29 protein-coding genes are annotated in these 21,789 nt (G+C 74.7%); 19 read left to right on the forward strand and 10 right to left on the reverse strand.

Features of this window, described 5'->3' with window-relative positions; all coding sequences use genetic code 11:
- On the reverse strand, window positions 1-160 hold a 160-nt coding region (locus E9565_RS23620), incomplete at its 3' end, for a GNAT family N-acetyltransferase (RefSeq protein ID WP_374201745.1).
- Window positions 161-261: 101 nt separating this feature from the next.
- On the opposite strand from E9565_RS23620, the gene E9565_RS17150 reads away from it, so the two are divergent.
- Entirely contained in the window at window positions 262-678 is a 417-nt protein-coding gene (locus tag E9565_RS17150) for a cyclic nucleotide-binding/CBS domain-containing protein (protein WP_236825186.1), read from the forward strand.
- A 13-nt stretch (window positions 679-691) separates the two neighbouring features.
- On the opposite strand, the gene E9565_RS17155 is transcribed toward E9565_RS17150, so the two are convergent.
- Together E9565_RS17155 and E9565_RS17160 are read right to left on the reverse strand one after the other, a co-directional pair.
- Window positions 692-1,021 (reverse strand): hypothetical protein, encoded by a 330-nt coding sequence (locus tag E9565_RS17155; RefSeq protein ID WP_236836033.1) that lies wholly within the window; start codon window positions 1,019-1,021, stop codon window positions 692-694.
- Window positions 1,022-1,160: 139 nt separating this feature from the next.
- The gene (locus tag E9565_RS17160; protein WP_236825184.1) at window positions 1,161-2,015 is read right to left on the reverse strand and encodes a hypothetical protein; all 855 of its coding nucleotides are present in this window, start codon (window positions 2,013-2,015) and stop codon (window positions 1,161-1,163) included.
- A gap of 86 nt (window positions 2,016-2,101) precedes the next feature.
- On the opposite strand from E9565_RS17160, the gene E9565_RS23360 reads away from it, so the two are divergent.
- From E9565_RS23360 to E9565_RS17185, 5 genes are all read left to right on the forward strand, one after another.
- Entirely contained in the window at window positions 2,102-3,403 is a 1,302-nt protein-coding gene (locus E9565_RS23360; RefSeq protein WP_236836035.1) for an FAD-dependent oxidoreductase, read from the forward strand.
- Between the two features lie 27 nt (window positions 3,404-3,430).
- A complete protein-coding gene (locus E9565_RS17170; RefSeq protein ID WP_236836037.1) occupies window positions 3,431-3,814 on the forward strand; it encodes an NAD(P)/FAD-dependent oxidoreductase in 384 nt (127 codons plus the stop codon).
- A 4-nt stretch (window positions 3,815-3,818) separates the two neighbouring features.
- On the forward strand, window positions 3,819-4,406 hold the full coding sequence (locus E9565_RS17175) for an SRPBCC family protein (RefSeq protein ID WP_236836039.1): 588 nt from the start codon (window positions 3,819-3,821) through the stop codon (window positions 4,404-4,406).
- Between the two features lie 222 nt (window positions 4,407-4,628).
- Window positions 4,629-5,405, forward strand: a complete 777-nt coding sequence (locus E9565_RS17180) for a formate/nitrite transporter family protein (RefSeq protein ID WP_236825181.1) — start codon at window positions 4,629-4,631, stop codon at window positions 5,403-5,405.
- A 102-nt stretch (window positions 5,406-5,507) separates the two neighbouring features.
- Window positions 5,508-5,984, forward strand: coding sequence for a hypothetical protein (locus E9565_RS17185; RefSeq protein WP_236836041.1), 477 nt, complete (start codon window positions 5,508-5,510; stop codon window positions 5,982-5,984).
- 70 nt (window positions 5,985-6,054) lie between these two features.
- Here E9565_RS17185 and E9565_RS17190 read toward each other — a convergent pair whose 3' ends face one another.
- On the reverse strand, window positions 6,055-6,267 hold the full coding sequence (locus tag E9565_RS17190; RefSeq protein WP_236825179.1) for a DUF1918 domain-containing protein: 213 nt from the start codon (window positions 6,265-6,267) through the stop codon (window positions 6,055-6,057).
- Window positions 6,268-6,531: 264 nt separating this feature from the next.
- On the opposite strand from E9565_RS17190, the gene E9565_RS17195 reads away from it, so the two are divergent.
- Complete coding sequence (locus E9565_RS17195; RefSeq protein WP_236825178.1) at window positions 6,532-6,924, forward strand: DUF2200 domain-containing protein; 393 nt, start codon at window positions 6,532-6,534, stop codon at window positions 6,922-6,924.
- Here E9565_RS17195 and E9565_RS17200 read toward each other — a convergent pair.
- Window positions 6,914-7,924, reverse strand: coding sequence for an SDR family oxidoreductase (locus tag E9565_RS17200; RefSeq protein WP_236825177.1), 1,011 nt, complete (start codon window positions 7,922-7,924; stop codon window positions 6,914-6,916). The genes E9565_RS17195 and E9565_RS17200 overlap by 11 nt on opposite strands.
- A 166-nt stretch (window positions 7,925-8,090) precedes the next feature.
- Window positions 8,091-8,963, reverse strand: coding sequence for an SDR family oxidoreductase (locus tag E9565_RS17205; protein WP_236836043.1), 873 nt, complete (start codon window positions 8,961-8,963; stop codon window positions 8,091-8,093).
- A 77-nt stretch (window positions 8,964-9,040) separates the two neighbouring features.
- Here E9565_RS17205 and E9565_RS17210 point away from each other — a divergent pair, with 77 nt between their 5' ends.
- The 3 genes from E9565_RS17210 to E9565_RS17220 all read left to right on the forward strand — a co-directional run bounded on the left by E9565_RS17210 (window position 9,041) and on the right by E9565_RS17220 (window position 12,675).
- Window positions 9,041-11,590, forward strand: coding sequence for a LuxR C-terminal-related transcriptional regulator (locus E9565_RS17210; protein ID WP_236836044.1), 2,550 nt, complete (start codon window positions 9,041-9,043; stop codon window positions 11,588-11,590).
- A 63-nt stretch (window positions 11,591-11,653) separates the two neighbouring features.
- Window positions 11,654-12,100 carry a cupin domain-containing protein gene (locus tag E9565_RS17215; protein WP_236825174.1) on the forward strand — a complete coding sequence of 149 codons (447 nt, stop codon included), beginning with the start codon at window positions 11,654-11,656 and terminating at the stop codon, window positions 12,098-12,100.
- 95 nt (window positions 12,101-12,195) lie between these two features.
- Window positions 12,196-12,675 (forward strand): GNAT family N-acetyltransferase, encoded by a 480-nt coding sequence (locus E9565_RS17220; RefSeq protein ID WP_236836046.1) that lies wholly within the window; start codon window positions 12,196-12,198, stop codon window positions 12,673-12,675.
- Window positions 12,676-12,737: 62 nt separating this feature from the next.
- On the opposite strand, the gene E9565_RS17225 is transcribed toward E9565_RS17220, so the two are convergent.
- From E9565_RS17225 to E9565_RS17235, 3 genes are all read right to left on the reverse strand, one after another.
- Complete coding sequence (locus E9565_RS17225; protein WP_236836048.1) at window positions 12,738-13,181, reverse strand: TIGR03618 family F420-dependent PPOX class oxidoreductase; 444 nt, start codon at window positions 13,179-13,181, stop codon at window positions 12,738-12,740.
- 95 nt (window positions 13,182-13,276) lie between these two features.
- Window positions 13,277-13,705: a hypothetical protein gene (locus tag E9565_RS17230; protein WP_236836050.1), complete on the reverse strand. Its 429-nt coding sequence runs from the start codon at window positions 13,703-13,705 to the stop codon at window positions 13,277-13,279.
- Window positions 13,706-14,005: 300 nt separating this feature from the next.
- Entirely contained in the window at window positions 14,006-14,989 is a 984-nt protein-coding gene (locus E9565_RS17235) for a pyridoxamine 5'-phosphate oxidase family protein (RefSeq protein WP_236836051.1), read from the reverse strand.
- Between the two features lie 426 nt (window positions 14,990-15,415).
- Here E9565_RS17235 and E9565_RS23365 point away from each other — a divergent pair, with 426 nt between their 5' ends.
- From E9565_RS23365 to E9565_RS17255, 4 genes are read left to right on the forward strand one after another with little or no spacing between them, the layout of a single operon-like run.
- Window positions 15,416-16,492: an aromatic ring-hydroxylating dioxygenase subunit alpha gene (locus E9565_RS23365; RefSeq protein WP_236825169.1), complete on the forward strand. Its 1,077-nt coding sequence runs from the start codon at window positions 15,416-15,418 to the stop codon at window positions 16,490-16,492.
- Entirely contained in the window at window positions 16,489-16,773 is a 285-nt protein-coding gene (locus E9565_RS17245; RefSeq protein ID WP_236836053.1) for a hypothetical protein, read from the forward strand. Before E9565_RS23365 ends, E9565_RS17245 begins: the two co-directional genes overlap by 4 nt.
- A gap of 10 nt (window positions 16,774-16,783) precedes the next feature.
- Window positions 16,784-17,746: a PDR/VanB family oxidoreductase gene (locus E9565_RS17250; protein WP_236836055.1), complete on the forward strand. Its 963-nt coding sequence runs from the start codon at window positions 16,784-16,786 to the stop codon at window positions 17,744-17,746.
- Window positions 17,747-17,775: 29 nt separating this feature from the next.
- On the forward strand, window positions 17,776-18,492 hold the full coding sequence (locus E9565_RS17255; RefSeq protein ID WP_255726213.1) for an IclR family transcriptional regulator: 717 nt from the start codon (window positions 17,776-17,778) through the stop codon (window positions 18,490-18,492).
- Between the two features lie 190 nt (window positions 18,493-18,682).
- Here the strand turns inward: E9565_RS17255 and E9565_RS17260 are convergent, their stop codons facing one another.
- Complete coding sequence (locus E9565_RS17260) at window positions 18,683-18,973, reverse strand: hypothetical protein (RefSeq protein WP_236825166.1); 291 nt, start codon at window positions 18,971-18,973, stop codon at window positions 18,683-18,685.
- A gap of 392 nt (window positions 18,974-19,365) precedes the next feature.
- On the opposite strand from E9565_RS17260, the gene E9565_RS17265 reads away from it, so the two are divergent.
- Genes E9565_RS17265 through E9565_RS17280 form a run of 5 tightly spaced genes read left to right on the forward strand, consistent with a single transcriptional unit; the run spans window position 19,366 to window position 21,698 of the window.
- The gene (locus E9565_RS17265; protein WP_374201405.1) at window positions 19,366-19,581 is read left to right on the forward strand and encodes an alpha/beta fold hydrolase; all 216 of its coding nucleotides are present in this window, start codon (window positions 19,366-19,368) and stop codon (window positions 19,579-19,581) included.
- Between the two features lie 20 nt (window positions 19,582-19,601).
- The gene (locus E9565_RS17270) at window positions 19,602-20,510 is read left to right on the forward strand and encodes a TMEM175 family protein (RefSeq protein WP_308196148.1); all 909 of its coding nucleotides are present in this window, start codon (window positions 19,602-19,604) and stop codon (window positions 20,508-20,510) included.
- Between the two features lie 9 nt (window positions 20,511-20,519).
- A complete protein-coding gene (locus tag E9565_RS22725; protein WP_308113068.1) occupies window positions 20,520-20,825 on the forward strand; it encodes an SH3-like domain-containing protein in 306 nt (101 codons plus the stop codon).
- Window positions 20,818-21,114 (forward strand): SH3-like domain-containing protein, encoded by a 297-nt coding sequence (locus tag E9565_RS22730; RefSeq protein WP_255726209.1) that lies wholly within the window; start codon window positions 20,818-20,820, stop codon window positions 21,112-21,114. Before E9565_RS22725 ends, E9565_RS22730 begins: the two co-directional genes overlap by 8 nt.
- Entirely contained in the window at window positions 21,111-21,698 is a 588-nt protein-coding gene (locus tag E9565_RS17280; protein WP_236836059.1) for a nitrile hydratase subunit alpha, read from the forward strand. The genes E9565_RS22730 and E9565_RS17280 overlap by 4 nt, the downstream gene beginning before the upstream one ends.
- The last annotated feature ends 91 nt before the right edge of the window (window positions 21,699-21,789 follow it).

Genomic DNA, 21,789 nt, shown 5'->3' on the forward strand with positions numbered 1-21,789 from the left:
CGCCCCGGCCCTCGAACTCCGGCTCGACGACGGTGTGGGTGAACGCCACCGACGGCCCCCGCCGCCGGTACTCCGCGTACCCCGCGACCTGCCCGTCGACCAGCACCTCGAACCGGCCGGCCGCCCTGTCGTCCACGACGACCGGTGCACTCGTGGTCACGTCTCTCCCTCCGCCCGGGGCCGGGGGCGCCGCACGGGTCCCGCCGGCCGGTCATCAGCGGCACAATGCCGTCGTCCCCACCCCTCCCGGAAGGGACCGCCATGTCGGAGCAACCAGCAGCCGGACGGCTCACCGTGGGCGAGGTGATGCGCCCCCCGGTCACGACCGTGGAGAGCACCGCGCACATCGCCGGCGCCGCGTACCTGATGAAGCGGGCGCGGGACAGCGCCCTGGTGGTGCTCAACGATCCCGAGAGCCGCCGGCCCGTGGCGCTGCTCTGCGACGGCGACATCGCGCAGGCGGTCGCCGACGGCCGGAACCCGGAGGAGACCCGGATCACCGACCTGCACCGCCCGGTGCCCGTCACCGTGGGCCCGGACATGACCGTGGCGGACGCCGCCGAGCTGATGCTGTCCGAGGAGCTCCAGTACCTGCCCGTGGTGGAGGAGGGCAGGCTGCTCGGACTGGTCGACCTCACCCTCGTGTGCCGCGCGCTGCTCGGCCGGCCGGCGGCGTAGCGGGGTCACGCCGTCACCGCCGCCTGTGCCCGTCGTCGACGAGAGCGAGCAGGACCCCGGCGGCCAGGCCGAAGGTGGCGTGCCCGACCACCCCGCGGGCGTGGCTCGTCAGCGGGTAGGTGGTGAGCGTGGGCAGCGCCGTCCCCTCGTCGACCAGCAGGAACGCCGCCGTCCCGACGGCCGGCCCGGCGACGATCGGCGGCAACCCCCGTCGGACGAGGGCCGCGGCGGTGATCCCGTAGAGCACCCCGAACGTCCGGTGCACCACCAGCCCGACGCGGCCCGCCGCCCCGTCGTCGAGGTCGCGGCCCACGGCGGCGCCCAGCTGCTTCCCGAGCTGCACCAGCGTCCCGCCGGGGCGATCTCCTCCTCCCGGGCGCGCGAGGCGTCGTCCTGCCGGCGGTGGAACACCGCGGTCGCGGCGTCCATGGTGCGGCTGGCGGCGTAGCCGACGAGCGCCCCCCGCCACAGGTGCGCCCGGCTCACGCCGACCCTGCCCCGACCGGGTGCGCCGCGCGGAGACGGCGCAGCGCGTACCCCGCGCTGAGCAGCGTGGAGACCATGAGGACGACGTACACCCACGCCGCGGCGGAGTCCCACCGCACGACGTCGGGGTACCGGGCGAGGACGACCAGCTCCAGGGCGCCGAACACGGCGTAGGCCACCGCGGCGAGCCGGAGCCGGTCGAGGTCCCGGTCGCGCAGGGCCAGGGCGATGCCGACACCGAAGGCGAGCAGCCACGACCCCACCGCCCGGGCCGTCAGCGGGGTGAGCGTCCAGGGCCACAGCGCCGACTCGGTCGCCGGTGCGGCGTACAGCACCGCCCCGGCGACGAGGAACACCACGCCCTGAACCGCGAGCACGGTGGCCAGGCCGGAGGGCAGCAGCAGCCGGCGCGGCGGGTCGGGGTGGGGGAGCCGCTCCTGCGCGACGAGCATCGCGAGCATCCCCACCGGCACCGCGATGTAGACGGCCAGCCAGAACCAGGCGGCCGCGTTCGCCACCAGGCCCGGGGCCCCGAAGTGGAAGCGGTCCAGGTGCAGCAGGGTGGCGGCCAGCGTGAGGACCGTGAAGACCAGCACGGTGGCGAACGGGATGCGGACGTGCGCCCACACCGGGGTGCGCAGTGACAGCACGACGAGCACGCACCCGGCGGCGTAGGCGGCGCCGAGGAACGCGGCGGTCGCCGGCGGCTCGATGGTCCAGGCGAAGGACTCGTCGGTGCGCGACGAGCCGATGAAGAGCGCGACGAATGCCAGCAGGGTGAGCGCGGTGAACGTTTGCAGCATCCGGCGCGTGCCGGGGAGCACGGCACGGGAGCCGAACGGACCGGTCATGATCAGACCTCGGTGCGGTGGAGGACGGGACGAGCGTGAGCCCGATGTCCCTTGACCCCCGTGCGGTGACGCCCTAGGCATGCTACGTGGCTGCGTCCGAGCCCGACAGCGATGTCACCCCGCGAGCGGCGCTCGTCCTGGTGAGCCGGGACCCGCCGGTGCGGGAGCAGGTCGGGGCGGAGCTGGGGCGGCGTTACGGCGCCGACTACGCGGTCGCGGTGTGCGACCCGGGGGACGACGTCGCCGCGCGGATCGCGCAGCTGCGGGACGGCGGCACGCCGGTCGCGCTCGTCCTGGCGGGCCTCGGCCCGGACGACCCGGGCGGGCTCGACGTGCTGGACCGGGCGGGTGCCCTGGCGCCGGGGGCGGTGCGGGCCTGCCTGGTGCGGTGGGGCGACCTCGAGACGGCGGCGCCGATCTTCGAGGCGATCACCCTGGGCCGGCTCGACGGGTGGCTCTACCGCCCGGAGCGGGCCGGCGACGAGGACTTCCACCTCTCGGTGGCCGAGCTGCTCGCCGAGTGGGACGCCCGGCAGGGCTCGGGCTACGAGGCGGTGCAGGTGATCGGCGAGCGCTGGTCGCCGCGCTCGCAGGAGCTGCGGGACATGTTCACCCGCAACCGGGTGCCCGTCGGCTTCTACGAGGCCTCCGCACCCGAGGGCCGGGAGATGCTGGCGGCCCTCGGGCTGGAGCGGCCCGCGCTGCCGGTCGTCGTCCTGCGGTTCCGCCCGGAGGTGCCGGTGCTGACCGATCCCAGCGCGCTGGACATCGCCGCCGCCTTCGGGGTGCTCGAACCGGTCGACGAGGGCACGCTCTTCGACGTCGTCGTGGTGGGTGCCGGGCCGGCGGGCCTCAGCGCCGCCGTGTACGCGGCGTCCGAGGGGCTGCGCACCCTGGTCATCGAGCCGCTGGCGATGGGCGGGCAGGCCGGCACCAGCTCGCTGATCCGCAACTACCTCGGCTTCCCGCGGGGCATCAGCGGCAACCGGCTGGCCGCGAGCGCCTACCAGCAGGCGTGGTCGTTCGGCGCCACCTTCCTCTGGTCGCGCAGCATGGTGGGGCTGTCCAGCGCCGACGGCGAGCACCGGGTGCACCTCTCCGACGGCGCGACCCTGCGGGCCCGCGCCGTCGTGGTGGCGACCGGGGCCGAGTGGCGGCGGCTGGACGTGCCGAGCCTGGAGGCGTTCCAGGGGCGCGGCCTCTTCTACGGCGCGGCGGTGAGCGAGGCCAAGGCGATGACGGGCCGGCACGTGCTCGTGGTCGGCGGGGGCAACTCCGCGGGCCAGGCCGCCGTCCACCTGGCCCGTTACGCCGAGCAGGTGACGGTGCTGGTGCGCCGGGGACTGGCGACCACGATGTCGGAGTACCTGGTGCACGAGATCGACTAGGCGCCGAACATCGACGTCCGCTCCCGCGTGCAGCTGGTCGGCGGGTCGGGCGGGCAGGTGCTCGAGGAGGTCGTCGTCGAGGACCTCGACACGGGGGAGCGGGGGACGCTCCGTGCGGACGCCGTCTTCGTGCTCATCGGCTCCACGCCGGCGTCCGGGTGCCTGGGCGAGGCGGTCGCGAAGGACCGGGCCGGCTTCGTGCTCACCGGGCCGGACCTCGGCGGCGCGACGCCGGCCTGGCCGCTGGATCGGCCGCCGATGTTCCTGGAGACGAGCGTGCCCGGCGTCTTCGCGGCCGGTGACGTGCGGGCCGGCTCGGTGAAGCGGGTGGCCTCAGGGGTGGGTGCCGGGGCGATCGCCGTCGCGCTCGTGCACCAGTACCTCGCGTGGGCCGCCGCGGGGCAGGGCTGATCCCGTGGCCGCCTACGTGTTCCGCGACGAGTGGCGGGTCGCGGCGGCCCCGGAGGCGGCGCGCGAGGTGGTGCGCGCCGTCGAACGGTGGCCGGAGTGGTGGCCGTCGGTGCAGAGCGTCACCCCGGTGCCGACCGGCGACGGCGAGGTGTGGCGGTTCGTCTTCCGGACGCGGCTGCCCTACCGGATGAAGTTTGAGGCCCGCGTGCTGCGGGACGACCCGCTGCGTGGCGTGCGGACGACGGTGACCGGCCGGGTCGAGGGCGAGGGCCGGTGGGAGGTCAGCGCGGTCGAGGGCGGGGCGCTGGTGGCCTTCGACTGGGAGGTGCGGCCGCAGCTGCTCTGGATGCGGCTGCTCTCACCGGTGGCCCGCCCGGTGTTCGTCTGGAACCACCGGGCGCTGATGGAGGAGGGTGGCGCGGCGCTGGCGCAGCGGCTGGGCACGCGGCTGCTGGCACCGACGGTCTGCGAGCCCGCCCTGGCACCGGCGGTGGTCGCGGCCGCCGTGTGGCCGGCGGCGGCGCTGGGGCTCCGGGCGCTGCTCCGGCGGTCGGGAGCGAGGGGACAGCGCAGGCGGCCCCTGCGACCGTGACGCCGCGTCCGCGCCGCGGGAGGCGCCGGGCCGCCCGGAGACAGCGGTCGAGCCGGATACCGGCGACCGGGATCGTGGGTTGACCGCCGGACCCGTCGGGCAGGTTCTGCGCGCTCCCCGAACCGGAGGGGAGCAGGAGGCCGGGTCGACGACGGCACCCGGCGCGAGGACGGGCGTCCGTGCATCGCGGGAGGGCGTCCTCCGTGAGAGGAGCGTGCACCCGTGGGCGTGGCCCCGAACCCCGACAGCATCTACGAGCGCTCGACCGACGAGGGTGACCGCCGGCTCTCGCTCTCGTTGCTGGACCAGGTGTCCACCGCCTTCATCGCCGGGGTCACGATCATCTTCGGGATCATCGCCCTGGGCGTGGTGGAGGGGCTCGTCGCACAGAGCGCCGCATCCGGTGTGGGCAGGGTGGCGGGCGCCCTGGCCTTCGCGATCGGGCTGGTGTTCCTGGTCGTGGGCCGGTCGGAGCTCTTCACCGAGAACTTCTTCGACCCGGTCGCGGCCGCGGTGGAGCACCGCGAACGCCATCCGTGGACCCGGCTGCTGCGCCTGTGGGGCGTCACCCTCGTGCTGAACCTCGTCGGCGGTGGGTTGCTGGTCGCGTTGCTGACCGTGGACGGCGCGCTCCCCTCGGAGGCCACGCACACCCTCTCGCGCGTCGCCGAGGAGATCGCGAGCAAGGGCTGGGCGGCCACCCTCGTCCGCGCGGTGCTGGCCGGGGCGCTCATCACCCTGCTCTCGTACATGCTCAACGCCGTCGACACGGTGACCGGGCGCATCCTGCTGGCCTACATGGTCGGCTTCTTCCTGGCTCTCGGCCCGTTCGACCACGTCGTCGTCTCCGCCCTGCACCTGCTGCTGGGTGTGTGGCTCGACGGCGCCGTCGGCTACGGAGCCGTGGCCACGAACCTGGGCCTGGCCACGGTGGGGAACCTGCTGGGCGGGGTGCTGCTCATCACCGTCACGCACACCGCCCGGGCGAAGAGCGGGTGACCTCGTGAGGCGCGGAGGCAGCGGAGAGCGGGTACCGGGATCCGTCCCGGGCGGCGGTGGTCGGGGGGCGACGGCCGGCACCGAGACCTGGAGGAGGACGACGTGACGACGGACAGCGGCACGGAGAGCACGGGCAGCACCATCGTCCGGGGCATGCGGAGCACGGTGGGCCGGGAGAGCACCACCTTCGGCTTCTCCATCCTGGCCACCGTGACCTTCGGGGTGTGCCAGGTGACGCAGGGATCGCCCGACCTGCCGCGGATCTTCCTGTACGCCGCGGGCGCCGTCATGTCCTTCACCCTGCTCGAGGGCATCCTCTCGGCCGGCTTCCGGCGGCCCATGCCGCAGCATCCGACGCAGACGCTGGCGCTCGGCACCAGCCTGAACATCCTGTCGGTCCTGGTCGGGCTGGGCGCCGCGACGCTGCTGAGTGCCTTCTTCTCGCACCTCGCCGTGTGGGCGCTGGCGCCGTTCGTCGCCGGCGTGTCCTATCTGCTGACCGAGAGCCTGGAAGCCGCGCTGGCCGAGCGGGTCCTCGTCTCCGCCGGGGACCCGGAGGCCCAGGAGGTCTCCGACTAGCGCCGCCCCGCCCGGCCGCTCCGGCCCGCTCCGCGACCGCGCTCGCCGCTGACCGGCGGTGCGGGGCGCGTCAGCCCCCCGCCCGCTCGGTCGCGTGCTCGTCGGGGCGGAGACTCACGTCCGGGCCGGGGAAGACGAGGCTGGTGCGCTGGTCGTCGAGCCACCGGACCACGTAGGGCGGGCTGCCGTCGGCGTGGGGGATCTCGACGACCTCCCCCTCGCGGACGCCGTCGTCCACCCGCCGGCTGTGCACCACCAGCCGGTCACCCACCCGTACCCGCACGGCGGCCTCCCGGTGCTCGACGCGGGCTCGCGCCTCGGCCCGGGCGAGCCTCCCGCAGGGTCAGCGTGGCCGAGGCCGCCGGGGCGGGTAACCGCCGATGGACCCTGGCCCGGACGGACCTCCGACCCTGCCCCGGGAGGGACCGTGGCCGCCGCCGACGCGAGGCGCGGGGAACCAGGGCAGGTCGTGCTGCTGGTCAGGTCGGTCGAGGGGCGTAGCGTCCCGGGGACCAGGCCGCTGCAGCTGCACCCCGGGAGCCCCGCCGTGCCCGCACACCGCATCTTCTCCACGCCGTTCGCCAGCGTCTACCCGCACTACGTGGCCAAGGTCGAGCGCAAGGGCCGTACCCGGGAGGAGGTCGACGAGGCGATCTGCTGGCTCACCGGTTACGACGCCGCAGGCCTCGCCGCAGCGCTGGAGGGCGAGGTGGACTTCGCGGCCTTCTTCGACCGCGCACCGGCGATGACGGCCCACGCCGCGCTCATCACCGGCAGCATCTGCGGGGTCCGCGTGGAAGAGGTCGAGGATCCCCTCATGCGCAAGATCCGCATGCTCGACAAGCTCGTCGACGAGATCGCCAAGGGGCGGCCGATGAGCAAGGTGCTCCGGGGTGGTCACGACAGCAGCACCGCGGTGCAGGCCCGCGCTACCGGGTGAGGCCGACCGGCGGGGACGCGCCGGCGCCGGGAGCGGTGGCCGGTGAGCCGTCCAGCAGACCGGCGGCCCGCCACGCCGCGACGGTGTCGTGGACGTAGGTCTCGAAGGACCGCGGCTCCCGGCCGAGCAGCTTCCTCGTGGTGCGGAGCTCCCGGCGCGAGGTCGGCATCGAGATGCGGCGCAGCACGCGGAAGGACGCCGTCCAGTCCGCGAGACGCTGCCCATCCAGGTAGCGGGCGAAGGTCCGCGCCATGAGCTCGTCGTCGTCCCCGAGGTAGGCCACCGGACGCCCGAGGGCCTCGGCCCACACCGCCGCCGACTCCCTCCCGCCCACGGCGCGCGGCCCGGCGACGTCGTAGGAACCGGGGGCCACGTCGCCGTCGAGCAGCGCCCGGGCGGCGGCCTCGCCGACGTCACGCAGGTCCACCCGGTTGACGCCCCTGTCGCTGAGCGGCGTCACGAACCGGCCGGCGCGGATCTCCTCGGCGAACACCTCGTCGTTCTGCATGAAGTTGGCCGGGACGAGCATGACCGGGCGCAGCGGGGAGCGGGCGACGTCGCGGGCCAGGGCGATCTTGCCGCGGTAGTGCGGCAGGATCCGGCCGAAGACGACGCGCAGCAGGGCCGCCCGCCAGCGGCTGCGGGCGTGGACGTGGACGCCGACGAAGACCAGCCGGACCCGCTCGGCCTCGCACGCGGCGACGACGGCGGCGGCGAGGGCGCGCTCGTCGGCCTCGTGCGGGGAGACGTAGAACGCCGCCCCGGCGCCGCGCAGCGCCGCTCGGAGCGACGCCGGGTCGCGGAGGTCGCCGCGGACGCGCGCGACGCCTGCGGGCACGTCGGCGCCCTCGGGATCGCGGAGCAGGGCACGGACGGTGGCGCCGCGCGCCAGCAGGGCGGCGACGACCTGGCGGCCGACCTGGCCGGTCGCGCCGATGACGAGGACGGGCGTACCGGCCGGGAGCGGGCCGGCGAGGACGGGGACGGGGGGCTGGGCCACGGCGGTGCCTCTCGTGCTGCGGGCCGGGTCCCTCCCGGCCTCGTGCGCAAGCCTCGACCGGCCCGCTTGCGGCGCACTTGCCGCGGGCTTGCTGCGGACCCGGGCGAGACCGTCAGCCCGGCTGCTCGCTGCACCGATCCCGCGCGGAGGACGGGCGGTCCGCGGGTCAGGGGACGGCCGGGGACGCGACCGGCGTCCGTCGTGGACGCCGGACACCGATGCCCTCGGCCCAGAGGGCGTCGAGGCCGCGGGCCGGGAGCAGCACCTTCATGACGAGGATCGCCCGGGCGTCGGCGCCCACCAGGGTGCGCGGCCGCATCCGCCGGCGGGTCAGCTGGCGCTCGACGGCGGCGGCGACCAGCTCGGGCGGCTTGGCGTTCGTGCGGAGCTTCGCCGTCAACCGGCGCTCGCCGGCGAAGTGGGGTGCGTACAGCTCCCGATCCCGGGGCGCGAGCCTCGCCTCGAGCTCGTCGATGAGCTGGTCCATGCCGTGCCAGGGGCCGGTGTCGATGACGCCGGGCTCCACGAGGCCGACCTGGACGCCGAAGGGGCGCAGCTCGACCCGCAGGCAGTCGGCGGCGGCCTCGGTCGCGTACTTCGAGGCGTTGTAGATCCCGGTGAACGGGAAGGACACCCGGCCGTTGATCGAGGAGATGAACACCACCCGGCCCCGGGCCCGGCGCAGCCGGGGAAGCACGGCCCGGGTCAGCGCGAGCGGCCCGACCAGGTTCACGTCGAACTGGTGGTGCATGTCGGCCCGGGACAGCGTCTCGAGCGGCCCCGCGACCGCGACACCGGCGTTGCTGACCAGCGCGTCGAGCCGCTCGGGCAGCACGCGGTCGAGCGCCACCAGGTGCTCCGGGACGGTGACGTCGAGCTCGACCGGCGTGATCAGGTCGGATTCCGCGGCCAGGCTCTTGGCGGCGACGTCGCCGCGGACGCCGCCGTAGACCCGCCAGCCCGAGTGCGCCAGGCGGACGGTGATGGCCCGGCCGATGCCGCGGCCGGCGCCGGTGACGAGGACGGATCCGGTGCTCATGCGCCGACCCTCGCGCGGACCGGCGCCGGGGCTGCGAGTAGTGCGGTACCCGATCGGGGATCGCTAGCCTGACCCCCATGGAGCGGCCGTGGCCGCTCACCGGCCGGGACGAGGAGCTGCGCGAGGTGGCGGCGGCTCTCCGGCCCGGGGCGGTGGGGATCGTCGTCGCGGGCCCGCCGGGGGTGGGGAAGACCCGGCTGGCCCGCGAGGCGCTGGCCGCTCCCGGGCACCGGGGGACGACCGTCGTCTGGGCCCACGGCAGCCTGGCCGCCCGGCCGTACCCCCTCGGCGCGTTCGCCGGCCTGCTCGACGTCCCGGCCGGCGACGCCGGGGAGCTCGTCGGCCGGGCGCTGGACGCGCTCGCCCGGCAGCCGCGCCCGGTTCTCGCCGTCGACGACGCGCACCTGCTCGACGAGCACTCCGCGATCGTGCTGCACCGCGTGGTGGTGCGGCGGCTGGCGCCGGTCCTGGTCACCCTCCGCACCGGGGAGCCGGCCCCGGACACGGTGACGTCCCTGTGGAAGGACGACCACCTCCCGCGCCTGGAGCTGGCCCCCCTCGACGCCGCAGCCACCGCCGGCCTGGTCGCCCGGGTGCTCGGCGGCCCGGTCGAATCGCGGTCCGCCCGCCGGTTGTGGAGGCTGACCGAGGGCAGCCCGCTGTTCCTGCGGCACCTGCTGGCCGGGGAGGTGGCCGGGGGCCGGTTCGCACCGGCGTCCGGGATCTGGCGGTGGACCAGCGAGCCGGCGATCTCGCCGCAGCTGGTCGACCTGCTCGAGCAGCAGATCGGCCGCCTCGCGCCCGGGGTGCAGGACGTCGTCGACCTGGTCGCGCTGGCCGAGCCGGTGGCGGTCGCGACGCTGTCCGCGCTGACCTCGCCGGCAGACCTGGAGGCGGCCGAGGAGCGGGGACTGGTGCGCACCGACGGGCTGGTCGCCAGGCTGGCGCACCCGCTGTACGGGGAGGTCCGCCGCGAGGTCATGGGCACCCTGCGTGCGCGCCGCCTGCGCGGCCGGGTCGCGCGGACCCTGGACGTCGCGACCGACCCGATCCCCGGAGCGGTGCTCACGCTCGACTCCGATCTGCCCCCGGCACCCGGGCTGTTCCTCCGGGCGGCCGAGGCGGCGACCCGGGTGTACGACCTGCCGCTGGCCGAGCGGCTCGCCCGCGCGGCCGCCGCGACCGGCGACCCCGCAGCCCGGCTGGTGCACGCCGCGGCGCTGTCCTGGCTCAGCCGCGGCGACGAGGCCGAGGCGATCCTCGACCGGCTCGCCGGGAGCGCACCGGACAGCGGGACGCGCGCGCGTGCGCAGCTCCACCGCACCGGCAACCTGCTCTGGACGCTGGCCCGGCCCGACGACGCCCGCCGGGCCCTGGCCGCGGCCGAGGCCACCGGGGCGGCGCCGCTCCACGTGGTGGGCATGTCCCTCGCCCTGGCCGCCGCCGGCGGCGAGGTCGCGCCGGTGCTGGCCCGCGGCCGGGAGCTGCTGCACGAGGAGCTGCCCGACGACCTGGCTCGCATCCTGGTCGCCTCCGCGGTGTCCGCGGCCGCCGCCGTCACCGGGGATGTCGGGCTGCTCGACGAGGCCGCGGTGGTGGGTGGGCTGACCGCCGACCGGGTGCCCACCGCCATCCCCGGGTTCGGGCTCGCGGACCTGCAGGTGCTCGGGCACCGCCTCGCCGGGAGGCCGGACCGGGCGGACGGGCAGGCCCGGCGCCTGCAGGCCGCGTCGGCCGACCTCCCGGGCCCGGCCCGGCTGATGGGGCTGGTCGTCGCCGGGCACGCCGCCCTCGCCGGAGGCCGGGTCGGTGACGCGCTCGCCCTGCTGCGCGAGGCGTGGGGCGGGCTGGCGGACTCGGGGCACGAGTTCCGGTTCCGCTGCCGCACGCTGCTGGCGACGGCCTGGGCGCAGGCCGGTGAGGTGGCGCCGGCGGCTCCGCTGCTGGCCGGCATCGTCACCGGAGGGCATCCGGCCTACCGGCTCCACGCGCCCGACGACCTCCTCGCGCTCGCGTGGGGAGCAGCCGCGGCGGGGGCGGCGACCGAGTCGCTCCGCCACGCCGCCGCGGCAGCCGACCTCGCCCGCGAGTCGGGCGCCCCCGCCTACGAGGTGCTGGCCTGGCAGACCGCGGTCCAGCTCGGCGAGGCCGCTGCGGCGCCGCCCCGCCTGGCAGCGCTCGCCGAGCTCGGCCCCCGGGCGGCGGTGGCCCTCGCCCATGCCCGGGCCTGGGCCGACCAGGACGGCGAGGCGCTGCTCGCGACCGCCGACGCCTGGGCCCGACTGGGCGACCTCGTCGCCGCGGGCGACGCGGCGGCCCAGGCCGCCGACGTGCACCGCCGGCACGGGCGGCCGGGGTCGGCCCTCAACGCCGCCGCCCTCGCCGAGCGGACGGCCGGCCGGTCCGGTGCCCGGACGCCGGCACTGGCGGTCGCGGTCCGCCCCTTGCCCTTGACCGCCCGCGAGCGCGAGATCGCCGCGCTGGCCGCCCGGGGGCTGTCCAACAAGGCGATCGCCGCCCGGCTGGCCGTGTCGGTGCGCACCGTCGAGGGGCACCTCTACCGCGCCGGCCTCAAGCTCGGCGTCTCCGAGCGCTCGGCGCTGGCGGACGTCCTCGGGGTCGGGTAGCGCACTACTCGCGAGCCGGCTGCTCCGCCGCCCGAGGCTGTCCTCCCACCCTGAGGAGGAGACATGAGCACCGTGCACGTCCGGCCCGGTGAGGGCCGGCACCACCGCATGATCGACGGCGACCACATCGCGAAGGCCACCGTCCACGACGCCGGCGGCACCTTCGAGGTCTTCGAGGTGGTCGCGCCCGCGGGGCCGATGGCCCCGCCGCACATCTCGCCGTGGGCCGGCGTGCTGTTCCTGCTGGAGGGCCGGATCACCGCCGTCGTCGACGGGACGTCCTACGACGTGGAGCCCGGCGGGCTGGTCGTCGTCCCCGCCGGTACGCCGGCCACCTTCGGGGTCGTCGGCGGATCCGCCCGGCTCCTGGTGATCACCTCCGGCGACGGCGCCGGGCGGTTCTTCGCCGACTTCGCCGGCACCGTCGCGCTGGACCGGCCGATCGAGGAGTCGATGACGGCGATCCGCTCGGTGACCAGCCGCCACGGCGTCGCGCTCGCGGGCGGATGAGCCCACCGGGCACGGCCGACGGCGGCGCCCCGGCCGTGGCCGCGGCGAGGCCCGGCCTGACCGTTCGCCCGGCTCAGGCCGGCGACGGCGCGCAGATGGCGCGCGTGAACGTGCAGTGCTGGCAGGAGACGTACCGGGGAGTGATGCCCGATGCGGTGCTCGACGCCCCGGGCTTCCTCGCCGCGCGGGCGCGGTTCTGGACCGCCGCGCTGACCGACGGGCGCTACCGCGAGAACCGCGTGGCAGTCGCCCTCCGGAGCGGCGAGACGATCGGGATCGCCATGTCGGGCCCGCCGTCGGACGCCGGGGCGCCGTGGCGGCGGCAGCTGTACGTCCTGTACGTGGTGGCGGGCGAGCACGGCACGGGCGCCGGGCCGGCGCTGCTGCGGGCGGTCGTCGACCCGGAAGAGCCCGTGGCGCTGTGGGTGGCCGACCCGAACCCTCGAGCCCAGGCGTTCTACCGCAGGCAGGGCTTCCTCGCCGACGGGACGGTGGAGGTGGAGGGCGGGGTGCGGGAGATCCGCATGGTGAGGGCTGCGCGGCGCCGACTCCTCCCGCCGGGGTGTCGGCTGTGACCTCCGGCCCCTGCCGCCAGGAGGGACGGTGGAGCGTCCTGGCGTGGGAAGCGGTGCCGCCGCTAGCTGTCGCCGTAGGTCCTGACCGGGTCGATCAGCACGGCGGTGCGTCGCTCCTCGGCCATCACGCGGTCGTACCCCTCCCGGTCGTCGTGCCGGCCGCCCGCAGCGGTGAACACGTCGCGGAGCAGCGCGCGGAGCCGGTCGGCGTCGGCCAGCCACGGCTGCGGATCGTCGGGTCCAGCCGGTTCCGCACGTCCTTCGACGCTCACCCGCTCCCAGCCGTGCCGGAATGTCGCGGTGACCTGCGGCCGGACGCGGAGATCGGCGAGCTTGACCCGGCCGGAGGTGACGAACGCGAGTGCCTGCCGTCCGGTCGAAGGATGGGTGAGGAACCCCGCGTTGACCACCGACGACCGGATGGCCGAGTCGGCTCGCAGCGTGGAGACGACCGCGAGGTGCTCCTCGCGGACGGCGAGGGCCGCGACGTCGTCGAGGATGGTCACGCCGCACTGCGGCACGACGCCGCGTGGGGGACCGCCGACTCCGCCGGCCCACCACCGGAGAGGTCGGCCCCCCGCTGGGGCAGGACGCGGCACGCTCAGGCTCTGACCACCGACCGGGAGCGGCGAGAGGCCAGCGTGGCGCGCTGACCCGCCAGGACGAGTGCCGTGCCGGAGAGCAGGTGCAGCGCCGTGGCCACGGTCGCGGCGCGCGAGGTGGAGCGACGCCCCCAGGTCTGTGGTTCGACGACGGTGCCGATCAGGCAGACGGATCCGATGGCGAGGCACACCCGGGCAGGCTGTTCCGATCCTCCACCGGCCCTGACAGCCGCGGCCAGGGCCGCGACCGGCATCGGCCAGGGCGCCATCGTGCCGGAGCCGTAGCCCCATGCCTGGTGCCGAGCCACCCGCCCGGGGAGCCGCCATCCGAACGGTTCCCCGGCGATCTCCTCGCGCGCTCCCACTCGGGCCCCGTACGCCGCCGTTCCCGCGAAGAGGGTGGCGGCTGCGAGCATGGGCAGGTCCACGGCCGGCACCGTCCGTTCGTGAGCGTCATCGGGGATGCTGGCTGCATCGTAGGAGCCGGGACCGGTTCTGAGGAGGGCTCCAGCAGCTCCGTCCCGGTGATCCAGCGGCGCTGCACGCACGACCAGTTCCGGGGGAGAGGTGCCGTCTGGGCATCGCCCCCATCGCGCCGACTCCCGGCCCGGACCGCCGAACGACCGAGAGGTCGGTCCCCGGTCCGTGCCCCGGTCGGAGCTGCCCTCGCTCGAGCCGGCCCGAGTCACACCAGGACCGGCCGGACCCGGCAGTCCCCGCGGAGAGGGTCAGGATCTCGGCAGGTTGACGGCGGGGGGCGCCTGCCCGCGTCGCATCGCCTCCTGCTGCAGTCGCGGTCGCAGCGTTCTGCCGTTGGCGAGGAAGCCGAGGGTCCTGCCCAGCCGTGAGCCGGTGAGGCTCCAGTCCCTGAGCGCACGCACGACCCGGACCCGGACGCGGCCCTCGTCGGCCGGTTCCGCGGTACCGAGCAGGACCACGTTCTCCTGCTGGCTCATGTCCGGCGCGTGCCAGTGCGCGGTGATGCAGGCCGGTCCTCCGGTGAGGTGGACGCCGGTGGGCGGCACGAGGAGGTAGCCGTCCGCTGCGCGCTCAGCGCTCCGGCAACGCACCGGGAGCGGCCATCCATCCGCGTCCACGACGGTGAGCACGGGGACGCCGAGCCGGTCGGCCCGGTCGGCGAAGGGGCGCCAGTCCGCCGGCGCCTCGGACCTCGAGGGCAGCGAGGGACCCCGGGGGGCGGGATCGGACGGAGGTGCTGCGGTGCCCGGCGGCGCCTGCCAGCTCTCGGGTCGCTGATCGAGCCGCCCGCTGGGCCAGGACAGGACGCGGAGCGGCGTCACCTGCACCCAGATGCGAGCCAGGTACCAGTCCAGACGGCGGAGGAGGAACGGCGGCATGCCCTTGTAGGCCTCAGGCAGCTTCGCCAGGCTCTGGCGCAGGTAGCGGTCGGTGTTGGCCTGCAGGGCTGAGTCCCGCACGGTCGCCAGCCCCTGCACCGACACCGTGGGCGCGCCGGGGAGTTCGGCGTCGCTGGTCGAGGAGAACAGCAAGGCGACCCGGGGCTCCCGGCGGGCCCGTTCGGCCTTCGCCGGGTAGGTCAGCCCGGTCGAGACGTCCACCGTCGCGCCGTCCTCACCGGGGTACGGGGTGACCGGCCACGTCACCGGTCGACCGTCCCCGGTGAGGGTGGCGTACTCGCAGACCAGAGCTTGTCGCGCCAGCACCGACAGGAGGTCGGGCAGATCCGGCACGGATCCGCTCCGGGGTTCTGGGACGTCGGAGGCTGCGGCCACGGCTGACTCCTCGATGATCCGGCGTCGGTCAGTGTGGCCGTGGAGGATCGTGCCGCGCTACCGGCATCGTCGCGGCGGTCGCCGACAGCGCGTCCGGCCGGCGGTTCGGCGGGCCTCGTCGGCGTGCAACGGCTCCTCGGTCACGACGCTCCTCGGTCGACCGGGCGTGTTGGGCGCGCACGACGAGGTGGAGCGATCCGTCCTCCGAATGGCGCGAGAAGCACTGGCGCGGGTTGCTGCCCGGCGTCGCCTCGCGCGACCCCTCACGGCGTGGGCCGGCCCAGCGGAGCACCTTCGGCTTCCACCACATGGAAGGCGTGTGTCCGGCGTCTCGTGTCGCCGGTCACGATCGGCCCAGCCAACCGACACCCGAGGAGCAGCCAGGTGACGTCGATCGTCCAGAACCAGTGGTACGTGGCCGCGTACGGGCGCGAGGTGGGGCGGGAGCTGTTCAGCCGCACCGTCTGCGGTGAGTCCATCCTCTTCTGGCGCACCGTTTCCGGCGACGTCACCGCGATGAGCGACCGCTGCGTGCACCGCCGGTTCCCGCTGTCGGAGTCGCCGAGCCATCTCGTCGGCGACACGGTGGTGTGCGGTTACCACGGCTTCACCTACGGTGCCGACGGCGCATGCGTGGCGGTCCCCGGCCAGACCCGCATCCCCCGCACGGCCCGGCTCAAGACCTATCCGGTCGTGGAGCAGGACTCCTTCGTCTGGGTCTTCATCGGCGACCCCGACCGCGCCGGCACCACCCGGATCCCCCGGGCGCCGTGGCTGGACATGGCCGGCTGGACGACGGTGTCGGGAATGGAGCCCCTGGCGGCCCGGGCGAGCCTGCTGGTCGACAACTTGATGGACCTCTCGCACGAGACGTACCTGCACGGCGGCTACATCGGGACGCCGGAGGTCGCCGAGACCCCGATCACCACCGAGGTGGACGACGAGGCGGGGATCGTCTACGTGAGCCGGCACATGGCCGATGCCGAGTGCCCGCCGTTCTACGCGAAGAGCACCGGCATCCAGGGCCGGATCACCCGCTGGCAGGACATCGAGTTCACCCCGCCCTGCCTCTACAAGCTGCACTCGCGGATCGCGCCGGTCGGCGTCCTGCCCGACGAGGACGGCACCGACCCCGACGCCTTCCACGTCGAGGTCGTGTACGCCATCACCCCCGAGACCGAGTCCTCCACCCACGACTTCTGGGCCGTCGCCCGCGACTTCGCGCTCGACGACGAGGAGGTCTCTGGGTTCCTGCGGGAGAGCAACCGCACCGTCGTCCTCCAGGACGTCACCGCCCTGGACGTGCTCGAACGGGTGCTCACCGGAGAGCCGGACGGCTACCAGGAACTGTCGATCAACATCGACACCGGCGGCCTGGCGGCGCGCCGCATGATCGCCCGACTCGCGGCCGAGAACTCCGGGACCCCGGCCGGCGCGGCGACCGGCGCGATCGTCCGGTGACCGGTTTCGCTCCGCCCGCGCCGCGCGAGGTGCTCGCCGGAGACCGGGTGATCCGCGTCGGCTGGCTCCCGGGCTCCGACCGGCTCCGCGGCCGCTGCCACTGCGGTGCCGAGTCCGAGGCCGAGGACCCGATCCTGCTGTGGGACTGGCTCGTGGCGCACCCTGCCCACCCGGTCGGCGGCCCGGCCCTGCCCGAGCCGCCCGACGTGCACCTCCCACCACCGGCGCACCTGGTCGCCGACCCTGCGCTGGTGCGACGGCACCCCACCGTCCCCGCCTGAAGAAGGAACCGTGCACACCACCCACGCTGAGACCGACCTGCGGCTGCGCGTCGCCGAACGCCGCACGGGCGCGGAAGGGGTCGTCGTCCTCGACCTCGTCGACCCCTCGGGAGCCGAACTGCCGGGGTGGGCGCCGGGGGCCCACGTCGACCTCCGCCTGCCCGGCGGCCTGACGCGTCAGTACTCGCTGTGCGGCAACCCGGCCGACCGGTCGGTCTGGCGGATCGGCGTCCTGCGGGAGCCGGACAGCCGAGGGGGCTCTGCGCACGTCCACGAGTCACTGCAGGCGGGGGCGGACATCGACGTCCGGGGTCCCCGCAACCACTTCCCGCTGGTGCCGGCGCCGCGCTACGTCTTCATCGCCGGCGGCATCGGCATCACGCCGATCCTGCCCATGATCACCGCTGCGGAGTCGGCCGGCGCCGACTGGGAGCTGCACTACGGCGGCCGCAGTCGCCGGTCCATGGCCTTCCTCGAGGCGCTCGAGGAGTCGACCGGCAACCGGATCACCCTCCACCCCCAGGACGAGGTCGGCCTCATCGACCTCGACCGGGTACTCGGCGAGCCGCCATCCGGCGCGCTGGTGTACTGCTGCGGCCCGGAGCCTCTCCTCGCGGCCGTCGAGCGGCACTGCCGCTCCTGGCCGGAGGGGACGCTGCACCTCGAACGGTTCGCGCCCAAGGACGTCGGCGAGCCGGTGCTCACGTCGTCCTTCGAGGTGGAGCTCTCGGCCAGCGGCTTGTCGCTGACCGTGCCGCCGGGCAAGTCTGTCCTCGACGTGGTCGAGGAGGCCGGGATCCCGGTGCTCTCCTCGTGCCAGGAGGGGACGTGCGGGACATGCGAGACGGCGGTTCTGGCGGGGGAGGTCGACCACCGCGACTCCCTGCTGACCCCGGCGGAGCAGGCTGCGAACGACACGATGTTCATCTGCGTCTCGCGGGCGGCCTGCCCGAAGCTGGTGCTCGACCTCTGAGCGCACATCGGACGGCCGGCGGCAAGCTGCTGGCGGTCCTCGACGCGTTCACCCGCTCGCGGCCGGCTCTCGCGCTGTCGGAGATCGCCCGCGCGGCGGGGATGCCCCTGTCCACGGCCCACCGGCTCGTGGCCGAGCTCGTGAGCTGGGGCGGCCTGGAACGGTCCGACGACGGGCGCTACCGGATCGGGCTGCACGTCTGGGAACTCGGTGCGCTGGCCCCCCGGGCGCTGGGACTCCGCGAGGTCGCTCTGCCTTTCATGGAGGACCTCTACGAGGTGACCCACGAGAACGTCCAGCTGGCCGTGCGGGACGGCGACGAGCTGGTCTTCGTCGAGCGGCTGGCCTCGCGCGAGGCCGTCGACGTCCTGACCCAGGTGGGTGGCCGCTTCGCGATGCCGCCCACCGGTGTGGGGCTGGTCCTGCTCGCGCACGCGCCGGTGGATGTCCAGGAGCGAGTCCTCGCCGTCCCGCTGCAGCGCTACACGCCCCTCACGATCACCGATCCCCGTCGACTGCGCGCCGTGCTGGCCGACGTCCGTCGTACGGGCTTCGCCGTCAGCGACCGGCAGGTGACCATGGACGCCGTGTCGGTCGCGGCCCCGGTGACCGTACGGGGGGAGGCCGTCGCGGCGTTGTCGATCGTCGTCCGGGGGACGTCGGCGGCCGACGTCCGGGCCGTGACGCCGGGCGTGCGGGCCGCCGCCCTGGGCATCTCCCGCACCCTCGACCGGGCCCGTGGCTGACGCGGGCGGCCGGTCGTCGAGATGTGCGGAGGGACCAGGGTTGCCCCGCTGAGCGGCGCGGACCGGCATACGAGATGGCAAGTACCTGGAGCGGGTGACCGGGATCGAACCGGCATGGCCAGCTTGGAAGGCTAGGGCTACTGGCATCCAAACTGCCTGGTCAGCAGCTTCTCTGCCCTACACCGTGCCTTCAGCGTGCCTCTCTTGTGCAGTGATCCCCGTCGGCTGAACACCGGCGGGGCGGGCGGTGGCCGAGGGGCTCGGCATCCCGGCCGGCGAGGTGGTCACCGGGCCGGACCTGGCCGGACTGGAGGAGCTCGAGCGGGTGCGTCGGAGAAGCCGTAGCCGGGGAGGGCGGCCGCACCAGGTCGAACGCGTCCTCGGGAGAGCCGTCGTGCGCGGTCGGGTCGGCGAGCGGGCCGACGATCTCGAGCAGTTCGATCACCGAGCCGGGCCAGCCGTGTGTGCTGATCAGCAACAAGGCGTCCGGGTGCGGAGATCGTCGAGTTGGACGGCTCGCACGTGCTCATGATCTCCCGGCCCGGACCGGTCGCCGACCTGATCGCCACGGCACTGGCGGCGGTCGCTGCGGCAGCGGACGTGCCCGCGCCCCGGCAGGCGCAGCAGCAGACGGTCGAGCCGGCCGGAGGGTACACCTCATGATGTCGGACGTTGCACACAAGCCTGCCGGCCCGGCGCCGGGCGGAGCCCCAGTCCCCGCTAGGCACCGTCGGGCAGCTCGACGCCGGGGTGCGGGGCGTCGGCTACGCCAGGGACCGATTGACCACCTGCAACGGCGCGCCGGGAGTGCCCCGGATCATCCGTCGCGGATGAGGCGGCGCGTGAGCCCCCGGAGAAGGGCTGCCCGCTGCGGTGCCGGCGTGGCGCGAGCGACCGTCGTGGTTCGTGTCCGGGGACGCAGACCTGAACATCCCCGCCGCCCTCCAGCGGTCCATGGCTGAACGGGCCGGCGCCCGCGAGGTCCGGGCGATCCCCGAGGGCTCGCACGCGCTCTCGGTCTCTCAGCCCGACGAGGTCGCCGCCACGATCCTGGCGGCGGTGGAGGCGGTCACGGCGATCCCGGCCTGACACGCGCGGTGCGGGCGGGGGTGCGGGCCGCCTGCACCGCCTGCCCGCAAAGGCGCCACGTCGCTCGCCTGGACGGAAGGGGGCGGACTCCCGATGAGGCTCCGAGCCACTGCGACGGTGGCTCCGGTGCGCGGCGGAACAACGGCCGAGACCGGACGCGTGCAGGCCTTCAACGACGGGTCCTCGCCATCGTCATCACACTGCTCGTGCTGGAGCTGGACCCGCCGTCGGAACCCGGTGCGATGCCTCACGAGCTGCTCGAGCAGTGGCCCGGCTACCTGGGCTACCTGGCCTCGTTCGGGTACATCGCGGTCATCTGGGTCAACCACCACGAGCTGTTCACGCGGATCCGGGCCGTCGACGCCGGCCTGCTGTGGCGCAACCTCCTGCTTCTGCTGACCACGTCGTTCCTGCCGCTCCCCACAGCGGTCCACAGCACCGCGTTCCAGCACGGGACCCGCGCCGACCAGGTTGCCGCACTCCTCCTGTACTGCGCGTTGGCGGCTGCCATGGGGACGAGTTGGCTGGCGCTCTTCCATCACCTGTGCCACCGACCTCGACTGCTGGTCGCCGGGACGCCGCCCGAGTTCTCCGCCGCCGAACGCCGGCGCTCCCTCGTCGGCATCGCCGCCTACGCGGTAGCCGCCGGCAGCGCCGCCTGGCAGCCACTCCTCGGCCTAGGGGTCGTCGCCGCCCTCCCGGTCTTCTACGCCGTGACCAGCCGGGATGGACCAGTCGCCGATCAGCTCCCGGAACGGACGCGGACGTGCTCGCAGACGACTGACTGCCGGGGGCCCTTCTCGCTGGTGATCGACAGATTCGACACCTCAAGACCACCACGACCCGTGCCCGCCCTCATAGGCCCAGGTCAACGAGCTACCGCCCGACTTGCCCCCGAACCCTGGTCGGGGTGTGGGGCCGGCCGGTAGAAAGTGGGGGTGAGCCGGATCAACGACGTAGGCGGCATGGAGGGATTCCTCGCGGTTGTGGAGGAGCCGGACGAACCGCCCTTCCACGCCGATTGGGAAGCTCATCTGCACGCGATGAACGCGTTGCTGATCCGCCAGGGCGTCTACAACCGCGACGAGTTCCGGGACGCCCTCGAGCGGATGGCGCCAGCGGTGTACCTGACCGCCTCGTACTACGAGCGGTGGTACTGCGCCATCACCACGTTGCTGGTGGAGAAGGGCGTCCTCACGGCTGCGGAGGTGGCCGGCAACGGGCACGGCGCTGCCGATGCGTGAGGCCTTCAACCCGGGGGATCGGGTCCGCACCACGACGTTCGATCCGCCCGGGCACACGCGCCTCCCCCGCTACGCGCGCGGCGCGGTGGGGGAGATCGTGGAACGGGCCGGCGACCATCCCCGGGCCGAGGACCGGGCGCGCGGACTGCCCGGGGAGCCTCAGCCGGTCTACCACGTGAGGTTCCGCGCCAGTGACCTGTTCGGCTCCGGGGACCACACCGTCACCGTGGAGCTGTGGCAGGACTACCTCGAGCCACTCACGAACCACGACGGGAACGCAGCACCATGAGCGGGCACCACCCCAGCGCCCCGATCGCCGGGCAGGTCCGGCACATCGAGAGCCTGCTGGAACAGCGCGGCGTGATCGCTCCCGGCGAGATCGACCGCCGCATCGACGCCCTGCTCGCCGGTGGCTCCCCGCTCAACGGCGCGCGGATCGTCGCGCGGGCCTGGACGGACCCGGCCTTCCGGGACCGGCTGCTCGCCGATGCCAACACGGCCATCCGTGAGCTGGAGCTGTCGATGGGCGGAGGCGAGGAACTGCGCCTGAAGGTCATCGCGAACGGTCCTGGGGAGCACCATGTCGTGGTCTGCACACTCTGCTCCTGCTACCCGACCACGCTGCTGGGGCCCTCGCCGACCTGGTACAAGAGCGATGCCTACCGTGCCCGGGTGGTCCGCGACCCGCGTGGCGTCCTGGGGGAGTTCGACCTCGAACTCCCCGCCGACACCCGGATCACCGTCTGGGACGCCAGCGCCGAATCCCGATACATGGTCTTACCCCGCCGTCCCGAGGGTACCGACGCGCTCACCGAGACAGAGCTGGCCGCGCTCGTCACGCGCAACGGTCTGATCGGCACCGCCCTCGTCTGACTGTGAGGCTGGCCGGGTCGGTCCTTCAGTGATGGGCTGACGGCCGGCAGCGGTGAGCGTGACCCGTCGTCTGACTGGCTTCGTGCCTTTG

It is taken from the genome of Blastococcus sp. KM273129 (assembly GCF_021698995.1).
GTDB lineage: Bacteria > Actinomycetota > Actinomycetes > Mycobacteriales > Geodermatophilaceae > Blastococcus.

What these genes read in the sequence shown, in the direction of transcription:
- E9565_RS17220 (WP_236836046.1), top strand. Translation starts at nt 12,196, where the DNA reads ATGGCGCGCGTGAACGTGCAGTGCTGGCAGGAGACGTACCGGGGAGTG.
- E9565_RS17150 (WP_236825186.1), top strand. Translation starts at nt 262, where the DNA reads ATGTCGGAGCAACCAGCAGCCGGACGGCTCACCGTGGGCGAGGTGATG.
- E9565_RS17205 (WP_236836043.1), bottom strand. Translation starts at nt 8,963, where the DNA reads ATGAGCACCGGATCCGTCCTCGTCACCGGCGCCGGCCGCGGCATCGGC.
- E9565_RS17280 (WP_236836059.1), top strand. Translation starts at nt 21,111, where the DNA reads ATGAGCGGGCACCACCCCAGCGCCCCGATCGCCGGGCAGGTCCGGCAC.
- E9565_RS17160 (WP_236825184.1), bottom strand. Translation starts at nt 2,015, where the DNA reads ATGACCGGTCCGTTCGGCTCCCGTGCCGTGCTCCCCGGCACGCGCCGG.
- E9565_RS17210 (WP_236836044.1), top strand. Translation starts at nt 9,041, where the DNA reads ATGGAGCGGCCGTGGCCGCTCACCGGCCGGGACGAGGAGCTGCGCGAG.
- E9565_RS22730 (WP_255726209.1), top strand. Translation starts at nt 20,818, where the DNA reads ATGCGTGAGGCCTTCAACCCGGGGGATCGGGTCCGCACCACGACGTTC.
- E9565_RS17215 (WP_236825174.1), top strand. Translation starts at nt 11,654, where the DNA reads ATGAGCACCGTGCACGTCCGGCCCGGTGAGGGCCGGCACCACCGCATG.